Here is an 18,001-nt window from a genome sequence, read left to right on the forward strand (position 1 = left end):
ATTGCCCGGCGCGGATCCGGAAGGCGAACCTTGCACGGTTTGGACCACTCGACCAGTCATGGGGCGTCATGCAGATCAGCGATCTTCCGTATCCGGATCCCGGGGTACCCGACGCTCGCTCCGGCCCCCGTTTCCTGCTCTGGCTGGGGCGCGGTCAACTCGGCGGCCAGTTCAAGAGCCTGGCCTGGGGGATGCTGCACTTCTCGGGCATCGCCGGGCTGCCGTACGCGGTGGGCCTGGGCGTCGACGCGGTGGTCGAGCGCGACTCCGGCCGGCTGCTGCTCGTCGGCGCGCTGCTCGTCCTGATCGGCGTCGCCATCGCGCTGGGTGACGCCATGCTGCACCGCACGGCCGTCACCAACTGGATCACCGCCGCCGCACGCGTGCAGCAGCTGCTCGCGCGCAAGACCGCCGAGCTCGGCTCCGCCCTGACCCGCCGGGTCGCGGCGGGCGAGGTGGTCGCGGTGTCCACCGGCGACGTGGAGAAGATCGGCTGGTTCGTCGAGGCGGTCTCCCGATTCCTCGCGGCCGTCTTCGCGATCGTCCTCGTCTGTGTCGGCCTGTTGTTCTACGCGCCCGAGCTGGGCGTGGTCGTCGCGGTCGGCGTGCCTCTGATCGCCCTGGCCTCGCTCCCGTTGCTGCCGCGCGCCACCAAGCGCGCCGACATCCAGCGGGAGAAGGCGGGCAAGGCCACCGAGCTGGCCTCCGACACCGTCGCGGGCCTGCGCGTCCTGCGCGGCATCGGCGGCGAGGAACTCTTCCTCGGCCGCTACCGCGAGGCCTCGCAGGAGGTCCGCGAGGCCGCCGTGCGCAGTGCCCGGATGTGGGCGCTGATCTCCGCGATCCAGGTGCTGCTGCCGGGGGCGCTGCTGATCACGGTGGTCTGGTACGGCGCCACGCTCGTCCTGGACGGCCGCATCGCGGTCGGTGAACTCGTCGCGGCGTTCAGCGCGGTGGCGACCATGTTGTACCCGCTGCGCCACTTCGAGGAGATCGCCATGGCGTACTCCTTCTCGCGCCCCTCCGCCAAGCGGGCCGCCCGGGTGCTCTCGCTGACCAGGCACGAGGCCGCCGAGCGCACCTCGCTCGCCGAGGCGCCGCAGCCGCCCGCTCCGGGCGGGGACCTGTACGACCCGCAGACCGGGTTGCTGGCCCCCGCGGGCCGGTTCACCGCCGTGGTGTGCGGGGACCCGGACCTGGCGGGCCGGCTCGCGGAACGCCTCGGTGGCCATCCGACGGACCCGGCCGCCGACGCGGCCGGTGGGCCCTCGGTGCTGCTGGGCGGGGTCGCGCTGGACGAACTCGTACTGGACGACGCGCGCCGGCTGGTCCTCGTACAGGACAAGGATCCGGTGCTGCTGTCCGGGACGCTGCGGGAACTGTTCGACGTACCGGCCTCCGGGGCGGTGGACTCCGGCGACGCGCTGGCGGCCGCCCGGTGCGCGGACGTGCTGGACGCTCTGCTGCAGGCGGCGCCGGACGGGGTGGACGACCCGATGGACGCGCGGATCACCGAGCGCGGCCGGTCGCTGTCCGGTGGGCAGCGACAGCGACTCGCGCTGGCCCGGTCCCTGGTCACCGACCCGGAGGTGCTGGTCCTCGACGAGCCGACCTCGGCGGTCGACTCGCACACCGAGGCGCGGATCGCCGAAGGGGTGGCCGCCCTGCGCGCCGGCCGGACCACGGTGGTGCTGGCGTCCTCACCACTGCTGCTGGACCGCGCCGACCGGGTGGTCCTGATCGACGGGGGCACGGTGGCGGCGGTCGGCACCCATCGCGAACTGCTGGGCGCCGAACCGCTCTACCGGGCGGTCGTCACCCGCGAGACGGAAGAGGAGCAGCGGCTCGCCACGCTCCGCCTGACGGATCTGGAAGAACAACTCACAGAGATCGAGGAATCCGCATGATCGGCGTGGCGCCGCCGGAGTACGACCCGGCGGCCCCCGAGACGGCCGCGACCCTGCCCGTGGGCACGTCGGCGACCGTACGGGGCTATGTGCGCGGCCTGTTCCGACGCCACCGGCGTGCCTTCCTGGCGCTGGTGGGCGTCAACGCGGTCGCGGTGATCGCCTCCATGGTCGGCCCGTACCTGCTGGGCCGGGTCGTGGACGACCTCGCGGCGGGGGCGCGCGATCTCCATCTGGGGCGCGTGGCCCTGCTGTTCGCGCTGGCTCTCGCCATCCAGTCGTTCTTCGTCCGGCTGGTACGGCTGCGCGGGGCGATGCTCGGCGAGGAGATGCTGGCCGATCTGCGCGAGGACTTCCTCGTGCGGTCGGTGGGCCTGCCGCCGGGCGTGCTGGAGCGGGCCGGTACCGGGGACCTGCTGTCGCGCATCACCACCGACATCGACCGGCTGGCCAACGCCATGCGGGAGGCCGTGCCCCAACTGGCCATCGGCGTGGTGTGGGTGTCGCTGCTGTTCGGGGCGCTCGCGGTCACCGCGCCGCCGCTGGCCTTGGCCTCGCTGGTGGCCTTGCCGGTGCTGGTGATCGGCTGCCGCTGGTACTTCAAGCGGGCGCCTTCGGCGTACCGCTCGGAGGCCGCCGGTTACGCGGCGGTCGCCGCCGCGCTGACGGAGACGGTGGACGCGGGCCGCACGGTCGAGGCGCACCGCCTCGGGCCGGAGCGGATCGCGCGGTCGGAACGGCGGATCTCGCAGTGGGTCGCGTGGGAGCGGTACACGCTCTTCCTGCGGACGGTCCTGTTCCCCGTCGTGAACGTGACGTTCGTGACGATCCTCGGCTCGGTGCTGATGATCGGCGGCTACTGCGTGCTGCGGGGCTGGATGTCGGTGGGGCAGCTGACCACGGGCGCACTGCTGGCGCAGATGATGGTCGACCCGATCGGGCTGATCCTGCGCTGGTACGACGAACTGCAGGTGGCTCAGGTCTCGCTGGGCCGGCTGGTGGGCGTACGGGAGATCGAGCCGGACGCGGGCGACGCGACGGTGGCGCCCGAGGGCCGGGAGGTACGGGCAGACTCGGTCCACTTCGGCTACCGGGAGGGCGTGGACGTCCTGCACGAGGTGTCGATGGCCGTGCCGCCGGGCACCCGGATGGCGCTCGTCGGCCCTTCGGGCGCGGGCAAGTCCACCCTGGGGCGGCTGCTCGCGGGCATCTACGCGCCCCGGACCGGCGAGGTCACGCTCGGCGGGGCGCGACTGGCGCGGATGCCCGCGGAGCGGGTGCGCGAGCACGTGGCGCTGGTCAACCAGGAGCACCACGTGTTCGTCGGCTCGCTGCGGGACAACCTCCGCCTCGCGCGGACGGGCGCCGGGGACGCCGAGTTGTGGGCGGCTCTGGGCGCGGTGGACGCGGACGGCTGGGCCCGGGCCCTGGAGGCCGGCCTGGACACCGAGGTGGGCTCCGGCGGCACGGCGCTGACTCCGGCGCAGGCACAGCAGATCGCGCTGGCCCGGCTGGTGCTGGCGGACCCGCACACCCTGGTGCTGGACGAGGCGACATCGCTGCTGGACCCGCGCGCGGCCCGGCACTTGGAGCGTTCGCTGGCGCGGGTGCTGGACGGCCGTACGGTCATCGCCATCGCCCACCGACTGCACACCGCGCACGACGCGGACGTGATCGCGGTGGTCGAGGGTGGTCGGATCAGCGAACTCGGCTCGCACGACGAGCTGGTGGCGGCCGACGGCGCGTACGCGGCACTGTGGCGGTCCTGGCACGGGTGAGTGCGCTTGGAGAGTGGGCAAGGGGGAAACCCGCTCCTTGCCACTCTCAACTTATAGCGCAGTGGGGGGCTTGCGGCAAGGCCCTGATCATGACGCAGAATCAGCGGCCTAAGCCAGATCCTGCGGACATGGGAGATTCACTCAGTGCGAGCTTCGACCCGTACCACCAGCGCGTTCGACCTTCCCGATCACCTCTCGCCCAAGGCCGACCCCACGCTGATCAAGGGCGACGAGCAGCACTTCGCAGCCATCGCCGAGAGCCTGGAGCAGTCGATTGCCGAGGTGTCCGACCGTCTCGACGCCGCGCGCCGGGCGCCGGGCGGCATCGGCCGGGAGGCGATGGACCGGGACACGGAGATCCACCGGCTCACCGGTCGCCTGCGCGCCTTGCGCCGCTTCGGCCTGGACCTCTGCCTCGGACGCATCGTCGACACGGACAGCCCCGAGCCCGTGTACATCGGACGGCTCGGCCTGACCGACAGCACGGGACGCCGGTTGCTGCTCGACTGGCGCTCGCCCGCGGCCGAGCCGTTCTTCGCGGCGACCCACGCCAACCCGATGGGTCTGACGAGCCGCCGCAGGTACCGCTGGACGCACGGCCGAATCACCGACTACTGGGACGAGGTGTTCAACGCCGACGGGCTCGAAGGGCACGCCGCGCTCGACGACCAGTCCGCGTTCATCGCGAGCCTGGGCGGCAACCGCTCGTCCCGGATGCGCGACGTGCTCGGCACCATCCAGGCCGACCAGGACGCCATCATCCGGGCCGGATCCCGCGGCGCCCTCGTCGTCGACGGCGGCCCGGGTACGGGCAAGACCGTCGTCGCGCTGCACCGCACGGCGCACCTCCTCTACTCCGACCCCCGCCTCGGTCACCGTCGCGGCGGCGTGCTGTTCGTCGGTCCGCATCGGCCCTACCTGGACTACGTCGCCGACGTCCTGCCCAGCCTCGGCGAGGAGGGCGTGCAGACCTGCACCGTGCGAGACCTCGTCGACGAGGGCGCCGGCGCACCCGTCGAGATAGACCCGGACGTGGCCCGCCTGAAGTCGTCCGCGGACATGGTGAAGGCGGTCGAACCGGCCGTCGCCCTCTACGAGGAGCCGCCCGCCAAGGGGATGTGGGTCGAGACCCACTGGTCCGACATCTGGCTGAGCCCCGAGGATTGGGCCGCGGCGTTCGAAGCACCGGAACCGGGCACTCCGCACAATGAGGCGCGCGACCTGATCTGGGAGGAGCTGGCCACGATCCTGCTGGACAAGCACGACGGCGACGAGGTCTCCCCCCAGCTGTTCCACAGGTCCCTTCGGCAGAACAGGGAGCTGGTCACGACGCTCAACAACGCGTGGCCGATGCTCGAGGCGACCGACCTCGTCGGCGACCTGTGGTCCGTACCCGCCTACCTGCGCAAGTGCGCTCCCTGGCTGGGGCCCGATGACGTCGCGAAGCTGCAGCGCGCGGACGCCCACGCCTGGACGGTGTCGGACCTGCCCCTCCTGGACGCCGCGCGGCAGCGGCTCGGCGACCCGGAGGCGTCGAAGCGCAAGCGCCGCCACGAGGCCGCCGTCGCCGCCGAACGCGCGCGCCTGGCCAACGTCATCGACAGCGTCCTCGAAGCCGACGCCGATGGCGAGGGCGCGGTGACGATGCTGCGCGGCAAGGACCTGCAGGACAGCCTGATCGACGAGACCGCGCTGCCCGGTACCGACCGGGACCTGCTGGCCGGTCCGTTCGCGCACATCGTCGTGGACGAGGCGCAGGAACTGACGGACGCGGAGTGGCAGATGCTGCTGCTCCGCTGCCCGTCCCGGAGCTTCACGATCGTCGGGGACCGGGCCCAGGCGAGGGACGGGTTCACGGAGTCGTGGCAGGAGCGGCTCGAGCGGATCGGGCTGGACCGGATCGACCTGGCTTCCCTGAGCATCAACTACCGGACGCCGGAGGAGGTCATGGCGGAGGCCGAGCCGGTCATCCGATCCGTGCTCCCGGACGCCAACGTGCCGACCTCCATCCGCAGCAGTGGCGTTCCCGTCGTCCGCGGATCCGTTTCGGACCTGGACTCGGTCCTCGACACCTGGCTCGCCGCCCATGCCGAAGGGATCGCCTGCGTCATCGGTGCTCCCGGGTTCCGGGCGACGTCCCGCGTCCGGTCGCTGACGCCGACCTTGTCGAAGGGGCTCGAGTTCGACCTGGTCGTCCTCGTCGACCCGGAGACGTTCGGCGAGGGCGTGGAAGGGGCGGTCGACCGCTACGTCGCGATGACCCGGGCGACCCGGCAGCTCGTCATCCTCACGAGCTCCTGACGCAGGCCGGTGGCCGCCGTCGTGGTGTCACGACGGCGGCCACCCGGGCCGGCGCCGCACTAGATGAAGCCGAGGGCCGAGGCTCCGCCGAAGCCGCCCAGCAGGACGAACACCGGCATCAGGACCTTGAGCTCCACCCAGCTGCCGGCCCGGAAGCGGATCGCCTTCGGCGGGCCGAGCGCGTACCAGCGCTTGCCCGCGATCGGAAGGGGCCACAGGACCGGGCAGCCGGACACGGTCAGCGCGTCGCCGATGTCGTGGACCAGGGCCCCGAGCACGATCGGCAGGCCGAGCCAGAGGTACTCCTGGCCGGTACCGGTGAACAGCCAGTTCGCCCCGTTGCCCGGCTGGTCGAGGACCCCGGCCAGGATCCACGCGCTGGTGGCGCCGAGCAGCCAGACCAGGACGTCGCTGGACATCCGGGCGGCCCGCCACAGCAGGCCTTCGACCGCGAGTACCAGGTGGACGAAGAGCAGCGCGAGCACGCCCCAGCGGTCGGCGGTGACGGCGAGCACGGAGGCGCCGCCGCCGATCAGGACGGCCCAGAGCCAGGTGTGCGTCAGGGTGCGGTGGCCGCCGGTGCGGCGGGCGTCCTTCTTGGAGCGGGTTGCCTTGTAGACGGCGTAGGAGATCTTGTCGACCACCTCGCACAGGCCGCGTGACAGCGGGCCGAAGGCACGCGAGATCGTCGCCGACTTGTGGTCGAGGTCGGGGGCGAGTGCCGCTCCCGCGCAGATCAGTGCGCCGACGACGAGGACCGGCCACGGCATGGGGTGCCCCGCGGCCGCGGTCGCGGCGCCCACCCCCAGCCAGGCCGCTGCCCCGGACAGTGAGTGCGCCGGACCCATCATGGTCGTTTCCCCGCCCCGGTGGTGTGGTGTTCGGGCCCCTTCGACTGGTTCGTTCGGGCCGCATCGACGGCACAGCGTACCGTCGATGATCTTCATTCCGTCCGCCGGTTCCCTCATCCGGGGGGAAGCCAGGCAAGATGGGGGGTGTGACCCTCATTGATCAGCTCCCGCCGAACGCCGACCCCGACGCCCTCTTCGAGGCTTTCTCCTCGTGGGCGGAGGACCAGGGCATCACCCTGTACCCGGCTCAGGAGGAGGCGCTGATCGAGGTCGTCTCCGGGGCGAACGTGATCCTGTCCACCCCGACCGGCTCCGGCAAGAGCCTCGTCGCCGCGGGCGCGCACTTCACGGCCCTCGCCCAGGACAAGGTCACCTTCTACACCGCGCCGATCAAGGCGCTGGTGTCGGAGAAGTTCTTCGACCTGTGCAAGCTCTTCGGCACCGAGAACGTCGGCATGCTGACCGGCGACGCCTCGGTGAACGCGGACGCCCCGGTGATCTGCTGCACCGCCGAGGTGCTGGCCTCCATCGCCCTGCGCGACGGCAAGCACGCCGACATCGGCCAGGTCGTGATGGACGAGTTCCACTTCTACGCCGAACCGGACCGCGGCTGGGCGTGGCAGATCCCGCTGCTGGAGCTGCCGCAGGCACAGTTCGTGCTGATGTCCGCGACCCTCGGCGACATGAAGCGGTTCGAGGAGGACCTGACCCGGCGCACCGGCCGGCCCACCTCGGTGGTCCGCTCCGCGACCCGGCCCGTCCCGCTGTCGTACGAGTACGTCACCACGCCGATCACCGACACGATCACCGAGCTGCTGGAGACCCGGCAGGCTCCCGTCTACATCGTGCACTTCACCCAGGCCCAGGCGGTCGAGCGGGCGCAGTCGCTCATGAGCATCAACATGTGCACCCGCGAGGAGAAGGACAAGATCCAGGACCTGATCGGAAACTTCCGCTTCACCACCAAGTTCGGGCAGAACCTCTCCCGCTACGTCCGTCACGGCATCGGCGTGCACCACGCCGGCATGCTGCCCAAGTACCGGCGCCTGGTGGAGAAGCTGGCCCAGGCCGGCCTGCTGAAGGTGATCTGTGGCACCGACACCCTCGGTGTCGGTGTGAACGTCCCGATCCGCACGGTGCTGTTCACCGCGCTCACCAAGTACGACGGCAACCGGGTCCGCACACTGCGCGCCCGCGAGTTCCACCAGATCGCCGGCCGCGCCGGCCGGGCCGGTTTCGACACGGCTGGTTATGTGGTCGCCCAGGCGCCCGAGCACGTCATCGAGAACGAGAAGGCCCTCGCGAAGGCGGGCGACGACCCGAAGAAGCGCCGCAAGGTGGTCCGCAAGAAGGCTCCCGAGGGCTTCGTCGCCTGGTCGGACACCACCTTCGAAAAGCTGATCGCGGCCGACCCGGAGCCGCTGACCTCGCGCTTCAAGGTCACCAACATCATGCTCCTGTCGGTCATCGCCCGGCCGGGCGACGCCTTCCAGGCGATGCGCCACCTCCTGGAGGACAACCACGAGCCGCGCAAGGCCCAGCTCCGACACATCCGCCGGGCCATCGCGATCTACCGCTCGCTGCTGGACGGCGGTGTGGTCGAGAAGCTCGACACCCCGGACGCGGAGGGCCGCACGATCCGGCTCACCGTCGACCTCCAGCAGGACTTCGCGCTCAACCAGCCGCTGTCCACCTTCGCGCTGGCCTCCTTCGACCTGCTGGACCCGGAGTCCCCCTCCTACGCGCTGGACATGGTGTCCGTCGTGGAGTCGACCCTGGACGACCCGCGCCAGATCCTGGCCGCCCAGCAGAACAAGGAACGCGGCATGGCGGTCGGCCAGATGAAGGCCGACGGGATCGAGTACGAGGAGCGGATGGAGCGTCTCCAGGACGTCACCTATCCCAAGCCCCTCGAAGAGCTGCTCTTCCACGCCTACGACGTGTACGCCAAGAGCCACCCGTGGGTGCGCGACCACCCGGTCTCCCCGAAGTCGATCATCCGCGACATGTACGAACGCGCGATGACCTTCACCGAGTTCACCTCGTACTACGAGCTGGCCCGCACCGAGGGCATCGTGCTGCGCTATCTGGCGAGCGCGTTCAAGGCGCTGGACCACACCATCCCCGACGACCTCAAGTCCGAGGACCTCCAGGACCTGATCGAGTGGCTCGGCGAGCTGGTCCGCCAGGTCGACTCCAGCCTGTTGGACGAGTGGGAGCAGCTGGCGAACCCGGAGGTGGAGACGGCGGAGCAGGCTCAGGAGAAGGCCGACCAGGTCAAGCCGGTCACAGCCAACTCGCGGGCCTTCCGCGTCCTGGTCCGCAACGCCATGTTCCGCCGCGTGGAGCTGGCCGCCCTGGACCACGTCAACGTGCTGGGCGAGCTGGACGCCGAGTCGGGCTGGGACGCCGACGCCTGGGGCGACGCCATGGACGGGTACTGGGACGAGTACGACGACCTGGGCACCGGCCCCGACGCGCGCGGACCGAAGCTGCTGCAGATCGAGGAGGACCCGGCGCACGGCCTGTGGCGCGTCCGGCAGACCTTCGCCGACCCCAACGGGGACCATGGCTGGGGCATCAGTGCCGAGGTCGACCTCGCGGCTTCCGACGAGGAGGGCCGGGCCGTCATCCGGGTCACCTCGGTGGGCGAGCTCGGCGCGCTCTGACCGGCACCCGCGTCCCGCCGACCCGACCACCGACCGTGGAGATCCTCTGATGACGAACCCCGCCGAGAGACTGGTCGACCTGCTCGATCTGGAGCAGATCGAGGTCAACATCTTCCGCGGCGCCAGCCCCCAGGAGTCGCTCCAGCGCGTCTTCGGCGGGCAGGTCGCCGGCCAGGCGCTGGTGGCCGCCGGCCGCACTGTCGAGAGCGACCGGCCGGTCCACTCGCTGCACGCGTACTTCCTGCGCCCCGGCATCCCCGGGGTGCCGATCGTGTACCAGGTGGAGCGGGTGCGCGACGGGCGGTCCTTCACCACGCGCCGGGTCACCGCGGTCCAGCAGGGCAAGACGATCTTCAATCTCACCGCCTCCTTCCATCACCCGGAGGAGGGCAGCATCGAGCACCAGCTGCCTCCTCACCATTACCCCCATCCGGAAACGCTCCCGAAGGTCGCGGACGAGATCCGCGAGCACCTCGGGGCGCTGCCGGAGGCGCTGGAGCGGATGGCCCGCCGCCAGCCCTTCGACATCCGGTACGTGAACCGGCTCCGTTGGACCCCCGAGGAACTCAAGGGCGCCGATCCCCGCAGCGCCGTGTGGATGCGCGCGGTCGGCCCCCTGGGCGACGACCCGCTCGTGCACACCTGCGCCCTCACCTACGCCAGCGACATGACCCTCCTCGATGCCGTGCGCATCCCGGTGGAACCGTTGTGGGGGATGCGCGGTTTCGACATGGCGAGCCTGGACCACGCCATGTGGTTCCACCGGCCGTTCCGGACGGACGAGTGGTTCCTGTACGACCAGGAGTCGCCCATCGCGCACGGCGGCCGGGGCCTGGCCCGTGGCCGTATCTACGACCTGGAGGGCAGGCTGCTGGTCTCCGTGGTCCAGGAAGGCCTCTTCCGCCCCTATCCCTCCCCGCCGTCCCCGAAGAACTGAGCTCACCCATGCCCACCCCGGCCCTCCCCTGCCCCTGCGGGCTGCCCGCCGCCTACCCGGAGTGCTGCGGCCGCTTCCACTCCGGTGCTCAGCAGGCACCCACCGCCGAGCGGTTGATGCGTTCCCGCTTCAGTGCCTTCGCGGTCGGCGACACCGCCTACCTGCTTCGTTCCTGGCACAGCTCGACCCGTCCGGCCGACCTCGATCTGGATCCCGGGCAGCGCTGGGAGCGGCTGGAGATCCTCGCGACCGAGCGCGGCGGGATGTTCGAGACGGAGGGCTCGGTGGAGTTCCGGGCCCACTACCGCGAGGGCCGGCATGCCGGCTCGCTGCACGAGCACAGCGCGTTCACCCGCGAGGAGGGGGCCTGGGTCTACGTCGGCCCCCTCTCCCCCGTCGAGTTCGACTGACCTGACCGCGCCCCGTCCGGCCGCGCCTGGCCGCGTGCTCCGGTGAGGGCGAAGTCCAGGCTGGTGCGGTACCAGTGGATCTCCTCCGGCAGGTCGGCCTTCAGCAGCCGCAGCGCCACGGCCGCGGCTGCCGGGACCTGCGGGTGCCCGTACGGCGGTGGCGGGGCGAGGGCGGCCAGGACGATCCGCTCCGCCCGGTCGGGCACCGTCTCGCGCAGCTCGCCCTCTGGGAGCACGGAGGCCAGTACCGCGGCGCGCTCCCAGGGGTCGGCGGTGCGTCTCAGCAGCAGCCCGACGTGCCGCCCGCGCCACTTCCGGGGGCGCAGGTCCGCCTTGGCCGCCATCAGCTCCCGGTCCCCCGGTGCCCCGGCCCCGCACAACACGGCCGGCTCACGGGCCGCGAACTCCCTGAGCTCCGCGGCCAGATAGAGCCACACCACGGCCCGGTAGCGGTTGATCCGATAGCCGATCGGCGTGAGGTGCCCACAGCGCGCGAGCCGGGTGAACCGGCTCGGGCCGACTCCCAGCTCCCGCGCCGCGGCCGCGGCTCCGGCCACGGTCTCGACCCGCTCGCGCAGCGTGTCCGACCGGGACTCGGCCGACCTGACCCGGTCCAGCTCGGCCCGCGCGTAGCGCGCGGCCCCGCCGCGCGCCGGCGGCCCGGCGCGCACGATCCCCAGCTGGACGGCCCTGGCGAACTCACTCCGGCTCAGCCCCAGTTCACCGGCGGCCCGCGCGCTCCCCACCAATACGTCTTGCTCCGGCACGGTCTGCGCCGGCGCGGTGTCCATCTGCATCATCACGGTCTCCCCCACGAACAGTGATTACTCTGTGTGAAGACCGTAACTCAGGGCAACGACACTCCGCCGCGCCTGTGGACAAGTCCGCGACTCAGCCGCCGGTGATGCGCCGCTCGGCGACTCCCAAGTGCTCCCCCACCCGGTTGACCAGCAGCGTCATCTCGTAGGCGACCTGGCCGATGTCCGACTCGGCGGCGCTCAGCACGCACAGGCAGCTGCCCGCGCCGGCCGCCATGACGAAGAGCACCCCCTCGTCGTACTCGACCATCGTCTGGCGGACCTCACCGGCCCGGAAGTGCCGTCCGGATCCCTTCGCCAGGCTCTGCAGCCCGGCCGCGACGGCCGCCAGGTGTTCCCCGTCCTCCCGCGCCAACCCCGCGCTCGCACCCGTCACCAGGCCGTCGTTGGACAGCACCACCGCATGCCGCACCTGCTGGACCCGGCGCGTCAGGTCGTCCAACAGCCAATCGAGCTGCTTGTCCAGTGCCATTCCCAACCCCTCCCCGTCGACGCGGCCGACATGGCCGCGCCCCACCCCGCGTGGTCGTCCCGCAAGCCTTCCCCACCAGCTCCTTTCCGGCAAGGAGATGTGCTCATGGCGAAGAAGATGACTCAAGAGGAACGGCGCGCGTTCGTCGAGCAGTCCGAGCAGGCCGCTTCACACGGAGTCGGCCTGCGGCTCCACCGAGTCCAGCAGCCGGGCGGTGTGCACCCGCCCGGCGTACTCGACGAGCCTGATCAGTACTTCCTTGCCCGAGTCCTTGTCCCGCGCGTCGCACAGCACCACCGGGGTCCCCTGGTCCAGGTCGAGCGCGCGTGAGACGTCGTGCGCCCCGTAACGCCTGGCGTCGGTGAAGCAGTTGACGGCCACCACGAACGGGATGCGCCGGTGCTCGAAGTAGTCGACCGCCGGGAAGCAGTCCTCCAGCCGCCGGGTGTCGGCGAGCACCACGGCCCCGAGCGCACCCTGCGACAGCTCGTCCCACAGGAACCAGAACCGGTCCTGCCCCGGGGTGCCGAACAGGTACAGGGACAACCCGGAGCGGATGGTGATCCGCCCGAAGTCCATGGCCACGGTGGTGGTCGTCTTCTGGTCCACTCCGCCCGTGTCGTCGACCAGTTCGCCCGCCTCGCTCAGCAACTCCTCCGTCCGCAGCGGCCGGATCTCGCTCACCGCGCCCACCAGCGTGGTCTTGCCGACCCCGAAACCGCCCGCGACGAGGATCTTGAGCGCGAGCGCGGCCAGTTCGGGGTCCTCCCCCGGATCCTCGGCCCGGACCGGGTCCGGGTTCGAGCCCGCTCCGAGGGGCCCGTTGTCGTGTTGTCCCATCACAGCGCTCGCAATCCCTCGATGACTTCACGCAGAATCCGCTCGTCCGGCAACTGCGCGGGCGGTACCGGCCTGCTGACCTTCACGTGGCCCCCCTCCAGCAGGTCTCCGAGGAGCACCCGCACCACCCCCACGGGGAGGTCGGCGTCGGCGGCGAGTTCCGCCACCGACTGGGTCTCGGACCGGCAGAGTCCGAGGAGCGCCCGGTGTTCGGGGCCGAGCAACGACTCGGCCTCGGGGTCGGTGCCCGCAGCGCCCCCGTTGTCCATGACGACCAGCGCGATCAGGTCGAAGCGGACCCCGTGGGGTCCCGGCTTCGTACGCCCGCCGGTCATGGCGTACGGACGGACGAGCGGGCCCGCGTCGGCGTCGTACCACTGGCCGTTCATGTGCCGGACCGCCGCCCTCAGCCGGCGGCCGGCGGCCGCGCCGCGAACCGGGGCGGGGTGTACAGGTGCTCGCCGACCCGCTTCACCAGCCGGGCCATCTCGTAGGCGATGAGCCCGATGTCGGCACCGGCGCCGCTGAGCACCGCCAGGCAGGAGCCGTCACCCGCGGCCGCGACGAAGAGGAAGCCCTCGTCCATCTCGACCATCGTCTGGCGCACTCCCCCGGCGTGGAAGTGCCGGCCCGCGCCCTTGGCCAGGCTGTGGAAGCCGGACGCGACGGCGGCCAGGTGCTCCGCGTCCTCCCGGCTCAACGCGCTCGAGGCACCCACGGCCAGCCCGTCAGTGGACAGGACCACGGCGTGCCGGACCTCGCGGACCCGGAGCACCAGGTCGTCCAGCAGCCAGTCCAGTTCGCCGGACCTGCGGACGCCGTCGAGGTCGATTCGTTGATGTTCGATCATCACACTTCTCCTTCGCTGCCTGCGTGAGGGGAGTCGTCCTGGGCGCCGCGGACCCAGCCGGCCCGATAGGCCGCCATCCGGTCCCGGGCCTGCTCGGGGCTGCGGCCCGGCGGGTCCTCGGGGAGCCGGGACTCGGCCGGGGCCTTCGGGGCCAGGGCCTCGCGCAGCTGCGGGACGAGGCTGGCCTGGCGCACCCGGCGCGGCAGTTCCGTCACCGAAGCCGGCGGCGGCGCGGTCGGCTGCGTACGCGGGATCGCGCCCCCGGTGGCGCGCGGCCGCAGCGAGGCCACCGGGGTCGGGTGCGGTTCCCGCGGCGCGGGGGGCCGGTCCGCGGCCGGGATGCCGCGCACGTCCTCCCGTACGACGGTCATGGCGGGCGGCTGCTCCGCGCCGGCGACCGCCTTCGGCGCGGGGGTCGAGGCCGCTGCGGGGGCCTGGTTCCGGATCTGGGCGGGGGGCTGGTTCCGGATCTGGGCCGAAGGGTGGTTCCGGGTCTGGGCGGGGGGCTCCGGGGCCGACGCCGGGTCGGGCTCGGGGATGCCGACCGTGATCGCGCCCTGGAGCATGGAGTTCGGCAGGAGGACCACCGCGGTGGTGCCACCGTACGGTGACGTGCGCAGGTGCACCTTCACACCGTGGCGCGCCGAGAGGCGGCTGACGACGAAGAGTCCGAGCCGGTCGCTGTCGAAGAGGTCGAGGGCTTCGGACTGCTCGATGCGCCGGTTGGCCTCGCTCAGGGATTCGCGCCCCATGCCGAGCCCGCGGTCCTCGACCTCCAGGACGTACCCGGCCCCGACGGGCTCCCCGCTGACCCGCACCTTGGTGTGGGGCGGGGAGAACTGGGCGGCGTTCTCGATGAGTTCGGCGAGCAGGTGGGTGAGGTCGGCCACCGCGCCCCCGACGACGGCGGCCTCGGCGAGCTGACGGACCTCGATGCGCGGGTAGTCCTCGATCTCGGAGACGGCGGCGCGTACGACGTTCGTGAGGGGAACCGGCATCCGCCAGGCCCGGCCCGGGGCGGCACCGGAGAGGATGATCAGGCTTTCCGCGTGCCTGCGCATCCGGGTGGTCAGGTGGTCGAGGCGGAAGAGGTCGCCGAGTTCGTTCGGGTCGTCGGCGCGGCGCTCCATCGAGTCGAGCAGGGTGAGCTGCTTGTGCACGAGCACCTGGCTGCGGCGGGCGAGGTTGACGAAGACCCCGGAGACCCCGCTGGCGAGCTCCGCGCGTTCCACGGCGGCGCTGAGGGCGGCCCGGTGGACGGTGGCGAGCGCCTCGCCGACCTGGGTGATCTCGTCGTCGGCGGGCGGTCCGGCGGGGGTCTCGGCGGCCACGTCGATCTCCTCGCCGGCGCGCAGTCGTTCCATCGCCCGCGGGAGTTTGCGGCGGGCGATCTCCAGGGCGGTGTTGCGCAGGGAGACGAGTTCCACGACCAGGGCGCGGCCGATGCGGACGGAGATGACGAGCGAGGCCGCGACGGCGGCCAGGCCGAGCAGCACGGCGGCTCCGGCAGGGCTGAGCGCACCCTCGGCGATCGGGTCGGCACGGTCGGCGGCAGCGGCGTGCGCGCCCTCCTCGATCTCGCGCATCGAGGCGCCGACGCCGGTCCAGGCGGCCTCCCAACCCAAGGGCACGGCGCGGCTGTCGCGGGTGGTGCCGGCGGCCAGGGCCCGGTCCTCGGCGGCGGCGAGGTCGGCGTAGACGGCGCTCTTGGCTACGGACTGCCAGGCGGCGCGCTGCCGCGCGGGGAGGTCCTCGGCCGCGGCGGCGGTGAGGGCCCGACGGGATTCGATGGTGCCGATGAGCCGGCGAAGCGTTTCGGCGGAGCGCGGGCCCGGTACGGCGAGCAGCGCGTCCTCGCGGGAAAGGAGTTCCTCGGCGCGGGCGAATTCGAGCAGGACCCGGGCGTCGGGGCCGAGTTCGGCGTCCTGGCCGCCGCTGAGAGCGCCGCCCACGGCGAGGGCCGCGTCGACCACGCCGGTGTACATCTCGTAGGCCGCTTCTGGGGTGGCCCTGCGGGCGACGATGTCCTTGCGGGCCGATCCCAGGGCCTCGGCGGCGGCGACGAAGGCACCCAGGCGGATCGCGATGTCGGCGCGGTAGCCGCCGGAATCGGCGACGGTGTGCCGGTCTCCGAGTCTCAGCCGCCGGACGGCGGTCTCGGTACGGCGCACCTGCTGGTCCAGGGCGGCACCCGGGTCGGCGGTCGGGTCGGCGAGCAGCCGGACGGCGGCGCGCCGCTCGGCCTGGAGCTCGGTGACGGCGGCGGCGACGGGGGTGCGTATCTCGGTGTCGACCCGGTGGGCGAGGCTCAGACGGGCCATGTCCTGGGCGGTGCTGACGGTGGCGAACGCCCAGAGGGCGAGGAGCGAGACGACCGGCACCATCAGCAGGGAGACGATCTTCGCGCGGACGGTGGCGGGCCGCAGCCGCAGCCGGGAGCCGCCGCCGGGCGGGGCGGCGGGGAGGATGTGGTGGGTCTCCCGCGCCGCCGGTTCCTCGGCCGGCGGCCCGGCATGGGCCCGGCGGCCGCGCGCCGGCGGCGCGGGCGGCCGCTGCGCCGCTGCTTCCGGTTTTCTGCGGGGTGTGCGCATGGGCTCCTCGTTCCGGGGCGGTGCCTACAGGTGCGACGTACGGGTGCGCGGGGGGCTGGTGGGGCGGGTGCGGCTGGTGGGGCGGCTGCCCGGACCGCTCAGGGGCCGGCCGGTGCGGGTTCCGGGACGTGCCGTGCGGAAGCGGAGGCGGAGGCGGCACGCTCGTCGGCGGTCGGGGACAGGGCGACGAAGGCGGCGGTGATGAACAGGTAGGAGCCCAGTCCGACGGCGAGCGGGAAGATGAACTGCATGGCCGTGGCGCCGGGCAGGGCCGCGTCCGAGGGGCTGACGTCGACGCCGACGGCCATCATTCCGGTGTAGTGCATGCTGCTGACGGCGGCGCCCATGACGAGCGAGGCGACGGCTACGGCGAGCGGTGACTTGATGTTGAGCGCGGCCCACAGGGCCGCGGTGGCCGCGACCACGGCGATGGCGACGGAGAGGCCGACGGTGAGCGGCTCGTACGAGATGTGGCCGTGCAGGCGCAGGGCCGCCATGCCCAGGTAGTGCATGCTGGCGACGCCGAGGCCGGTGGTGAGGCCGCCGAGCACGAGGGCGCGGCCGCGGTCCTTGCCGTAGCCGACGGCGAAGACCCCGGCGCCGACGACCAGCATGGCGACGAGCAGGCTGAGGATGGTGAGCGGCACGTTGTAGTGGATCTCGGTGCCGGTGACGTCGAACCCGAGCATCGCGACGAAGTGCATCGTCCAGATGCCGGTGCCGATGGCGGAGGCCGCGGTGAGGAGCCAGTTGCGGCGGGAGGATCCGGTCGCGGCGAGCGCGCGGACGGTGCAGCGCAGCCCGAGGGCGGCGCCGATCGAAGCCATCACGTATGACAGCGCGGGTGTCAGCCAGCCATAGGCGGCGTGGTCCAGGTGTCCCATGGCCACCGGACGCTAGTCCGGGTGAGGCCACGAACAAGGGGCGCATTTCGAAAGCCGCTGGAACTGCTGGAATATGACAGAGATACGTTCATCTTCGATCACGCCGCGTACCAGCTTGCACACGCACCGCGGGAAGGCCGGTGGGGGATCATGGCCTCATGAGCGAAGACCACACGCTCGTGCAGGAGTTCTTCGGGGCGCGCGCCGCCGACTGGGACCGGAAGTTCCCCGAGGACGGCCCCGCGTTCGAGGCCGCCGTCGTCGAGTTCGGGCTGCGGCCCGGGGACCGCGTGCTCGACGCGGGCTGCGGCACCGGTCGGGCGCTGGCCGCGCTGAGGGCCGCAGTCGGACCCTCCGGGACGGTGCTCGGCGCGGACCTCACCCCGCAGATGCTCGCCGCCGCCCAGCGGACGGGGCGGGCTGCCGAGGGCACCCTGCTGCTCGCCGACGTGGCCCGGCTGCCACTGCGCGACGGGGCCCTCGACGCCGTGTTCGCCGCCGGACTCATCGCCCACCTGCCCGACCCGGAGGCGAACCTGCGCGAGCTGGGCCGGGTGGTCCGCCCCGGCGGCCGGCTCGCGCTCTTCCACCCGATCGGGCGCGCGGCCCACGCCGCGCGCCCCCGCCGTGTGCTCACCCCCAACCCCATGGGGGCGGAGCCGAACCAGCGCCCGCGGGTGGCCCGGTCGGGCT

15 protein-coding genes are annotated in these 18,001 nt (G+C 72.3%); 7 read left to right on the forward strand and 8 right to left on the reverse strand.

The features are described 5' to 3' along the window. Positions 1-68: 68 nt before the first annotated feature. From ACFV9H_RS22150 to helR, 3 genes are all read left to right on the forward strand, one after another. Entirely contained in the window at positions 69-1,907 is a 1,839-nt protein-coding gene (locus ACFV9H_RS22150) for an ABC transporter ATP-binding protein (RefSeq protein ID WP_385400811.1), read from the forward strand. Continuing rightward, entirely contained in the window at positions 1,904-3,685 is a 1,782-nt protein-coding gene (locus tag ACFV9H_RS22155) for an ABC transporter ATP-binding protein (protein ID WP_385400813.1), read from the forward strand. Before ACFV9H_RS22150 ends, ACFV9H_RS22155 begins: the two co-directional genes overlap by 4 nt. A 144-nt stretch (positions 3,686-3,829) precedes the next feature. Beyond that, complete coding sequence (gene helR / locus ACFV9H_RS22160) at positions 3,830-5,986, forward strand: RNA polymerase recycling motor ATPase HelR (RefSeq protein WP_385400816.1); 2,157 nt, start codon at positions 3,830-3,832, stop codon at positions 5,984-5,986. Between the two features lie 59 nt (positions 5,987-6,045). On the opposite strand, the gene ACFV9H_RS22165 is transcribed toward helR, so the two are convergent. Beyond that, positions 6,046-6,837 (reverse strand): metal-dependent hydrolase, encoded by a 792-nt coding sequence (locus ACFV9H_RS22165; RefSeq protein ID WP_385400819.1) that lies wholly within the window; start codon positions 6,835-6,837, stop codon positions 6,046-6,048. A 146-nt stretch (positions 6,838-6,983) separates the two neighbouring features. Between ACFV9H_RS22165 and ACFV9H_RS22170 the strand changes: the two genes are divergently transcribed. From ACFV9H_RS22170 to ACFV9H_RS22180, 3 genes are read left to right on the forward strand one after another with little or no spacing between them, the layout of a single operon-like run. Next, positions 6,984-9,506, forward strand: coding sequence for a DEAD/DEAH box helicase (locus ACFV9H_RS22170; RefSeq protein WP_385400822.1), 2,523 nt, complete (start codon positions 6,984-6,986; stop codon positions 9,504-9,506). Positions 9,507-9,555: 49 nt separating this feature from the next. Beyond that, entirely contained in the window at positions 9,556-10,443 is an 888-nt protein-coding gene (locus tag ACFV9H_RS22175; RefSeq protein WP_385400824.1) for an acyl-CoA thioesterase, read from the forward strand. An 8-nt stretch (positions 10,444-10,451) separates the two neighbouring features. Beyond that, positions 10,452-10,853 carry a YchJ family protein gene (locus ACFV9H_RS22180; RefSeq protein WP_385400827.1) on the forward strand — a complete coding sequence of 134 codons (402 nt, stop codon included), beginning with the start codon at positions 10,452-10,454 and terminating at the stop codon, positions 10,851-10,853. On the opposite strand, the gene ACFV9H_RS22185 is transcribed toward ACFV9H_RS22180, so the two are convergent. The 7 genes from ACFV9H_RS22185 to ACFV9H_RS22215 all read right to left on the reverse strand — a co-directional run bounded on the left by ACFV9H_RS22185 (position 10,817) and on the right by ACFV9H_RS22215 (position 17,308). Then, positions 10,817-11,653, reverse strand: a complete 837-nt coding sequence (locus tag ACFV9H_RS22185; RefSeq protein WP_385400830.1) for a DUF6397 family protein — start codon at positions 11,651-11,653, stop codon at positions 10,817-10,819. The two genes, ACFV9H_RS22180 and ACFV9H_RS22185, sit on opposite strands and share 37 nt — an antisense overlap. Positions 11,654-11,744: 91 nt before the next feature. After that, entirely contained in the window at positions 11,745-12,143 is a 399-nt protein-coding gene (locus tag ACFV9H_RS22190; RefSeq protein ID WP_385400832.1) for a roadblock/LC7 domain-containing protein, read from the reverse strand. Between the two features lie 168 nt (positions 12,144-12,311). After that, complete coding sequence (locus tag ACFV9H_RS22195; RefSeq protein ID WP_385400834.1) at positions 12,312-12,983, reverse strand: ATP/GTP-binding protein; 672 nt, start codon at positions 12,981-12,983, stop codon at positions 12,312-12,314. Next, positions 12,983-13,372 carry a DUF742 domain-containing protein gene (locus tag ACFV9H_RS22200; RefSeq protein ID WP_385400836.1) on the reverse strand — a complete coding sequence of 130 codons (390 nt, stop codon included), beginning with the start codon at positions 13,370-13,372 and terminating at the stop codon, positions 12,983-12,985. Before ACFV9H_RS22200 ends, ACFV9H_RS22195 begins: the two co-directional genes overlap by 1 nt. Before the next feature lie 17 nt (positions 13,373-13,389). After that, positions 13,390-13,833: a roadblock/LC7 domain-containing protein gene (locus tag ACFV9H_RS22205; protein ID WP_329388500.1), complete on the reverse strand. Its 444-nt coding sequence runs from the start codon at positions 13,831-13,833 to the stop codon at positions 13,390-13,392. After that, positions 13,833-16,424 carry a nitrate- and nitrite sensing domain-containing protein gene (locus ACFV9H_RS22210; protein WP_385400840.1) on the reverse strand — a complete coding sequence of 864 codons (2,592 nt, stop codon included), beginning with the start codon at positions 16,422-16,424 and terminating at the stop codon, positions 13,833-13,835. The genes ACFV9H_RS22205 and ACFV9H_RS22210 overlap by 1 nt, the downstream gene beginning before the upstream one ends. Before the next feature lie 98 nt (positions 16,425-16,522). Continuing rightward, positions 16,523-17,308 (reverse strand): MHYT domain-containing protein, encoded by a 786-nt coding sequence (locus ACFV9H_RS22215; protein WP_385400842.1) that lies wholly within the window; start codon positions 17,306-17,308, stop codon positions 16,523-16,525. Positions 17,309-17,466: 158 nt separating this feature from the next. On the opposite strand from ACFV9H_RS22215, the gene ACFV9H_RS22220 reads away from it, so the two are divergent. Then, the coding region (locus ACFV9H_RS22220; RefSeq protein ID WP_385400845.1) for a class I SAM-dependent methyltransferase at positions 17,467-18,001 on the forward strand (535 nt) is incomplete at its 3' end.

The organism is Streptomyces sp. NPDC059874, assembly GCF_042731135.1.
Taxonomy (GTDB): Bacteria; Actinomycetota; Actinomycetes; order Streptomycetales; family Streptomycetaceae; genus Streptomyces.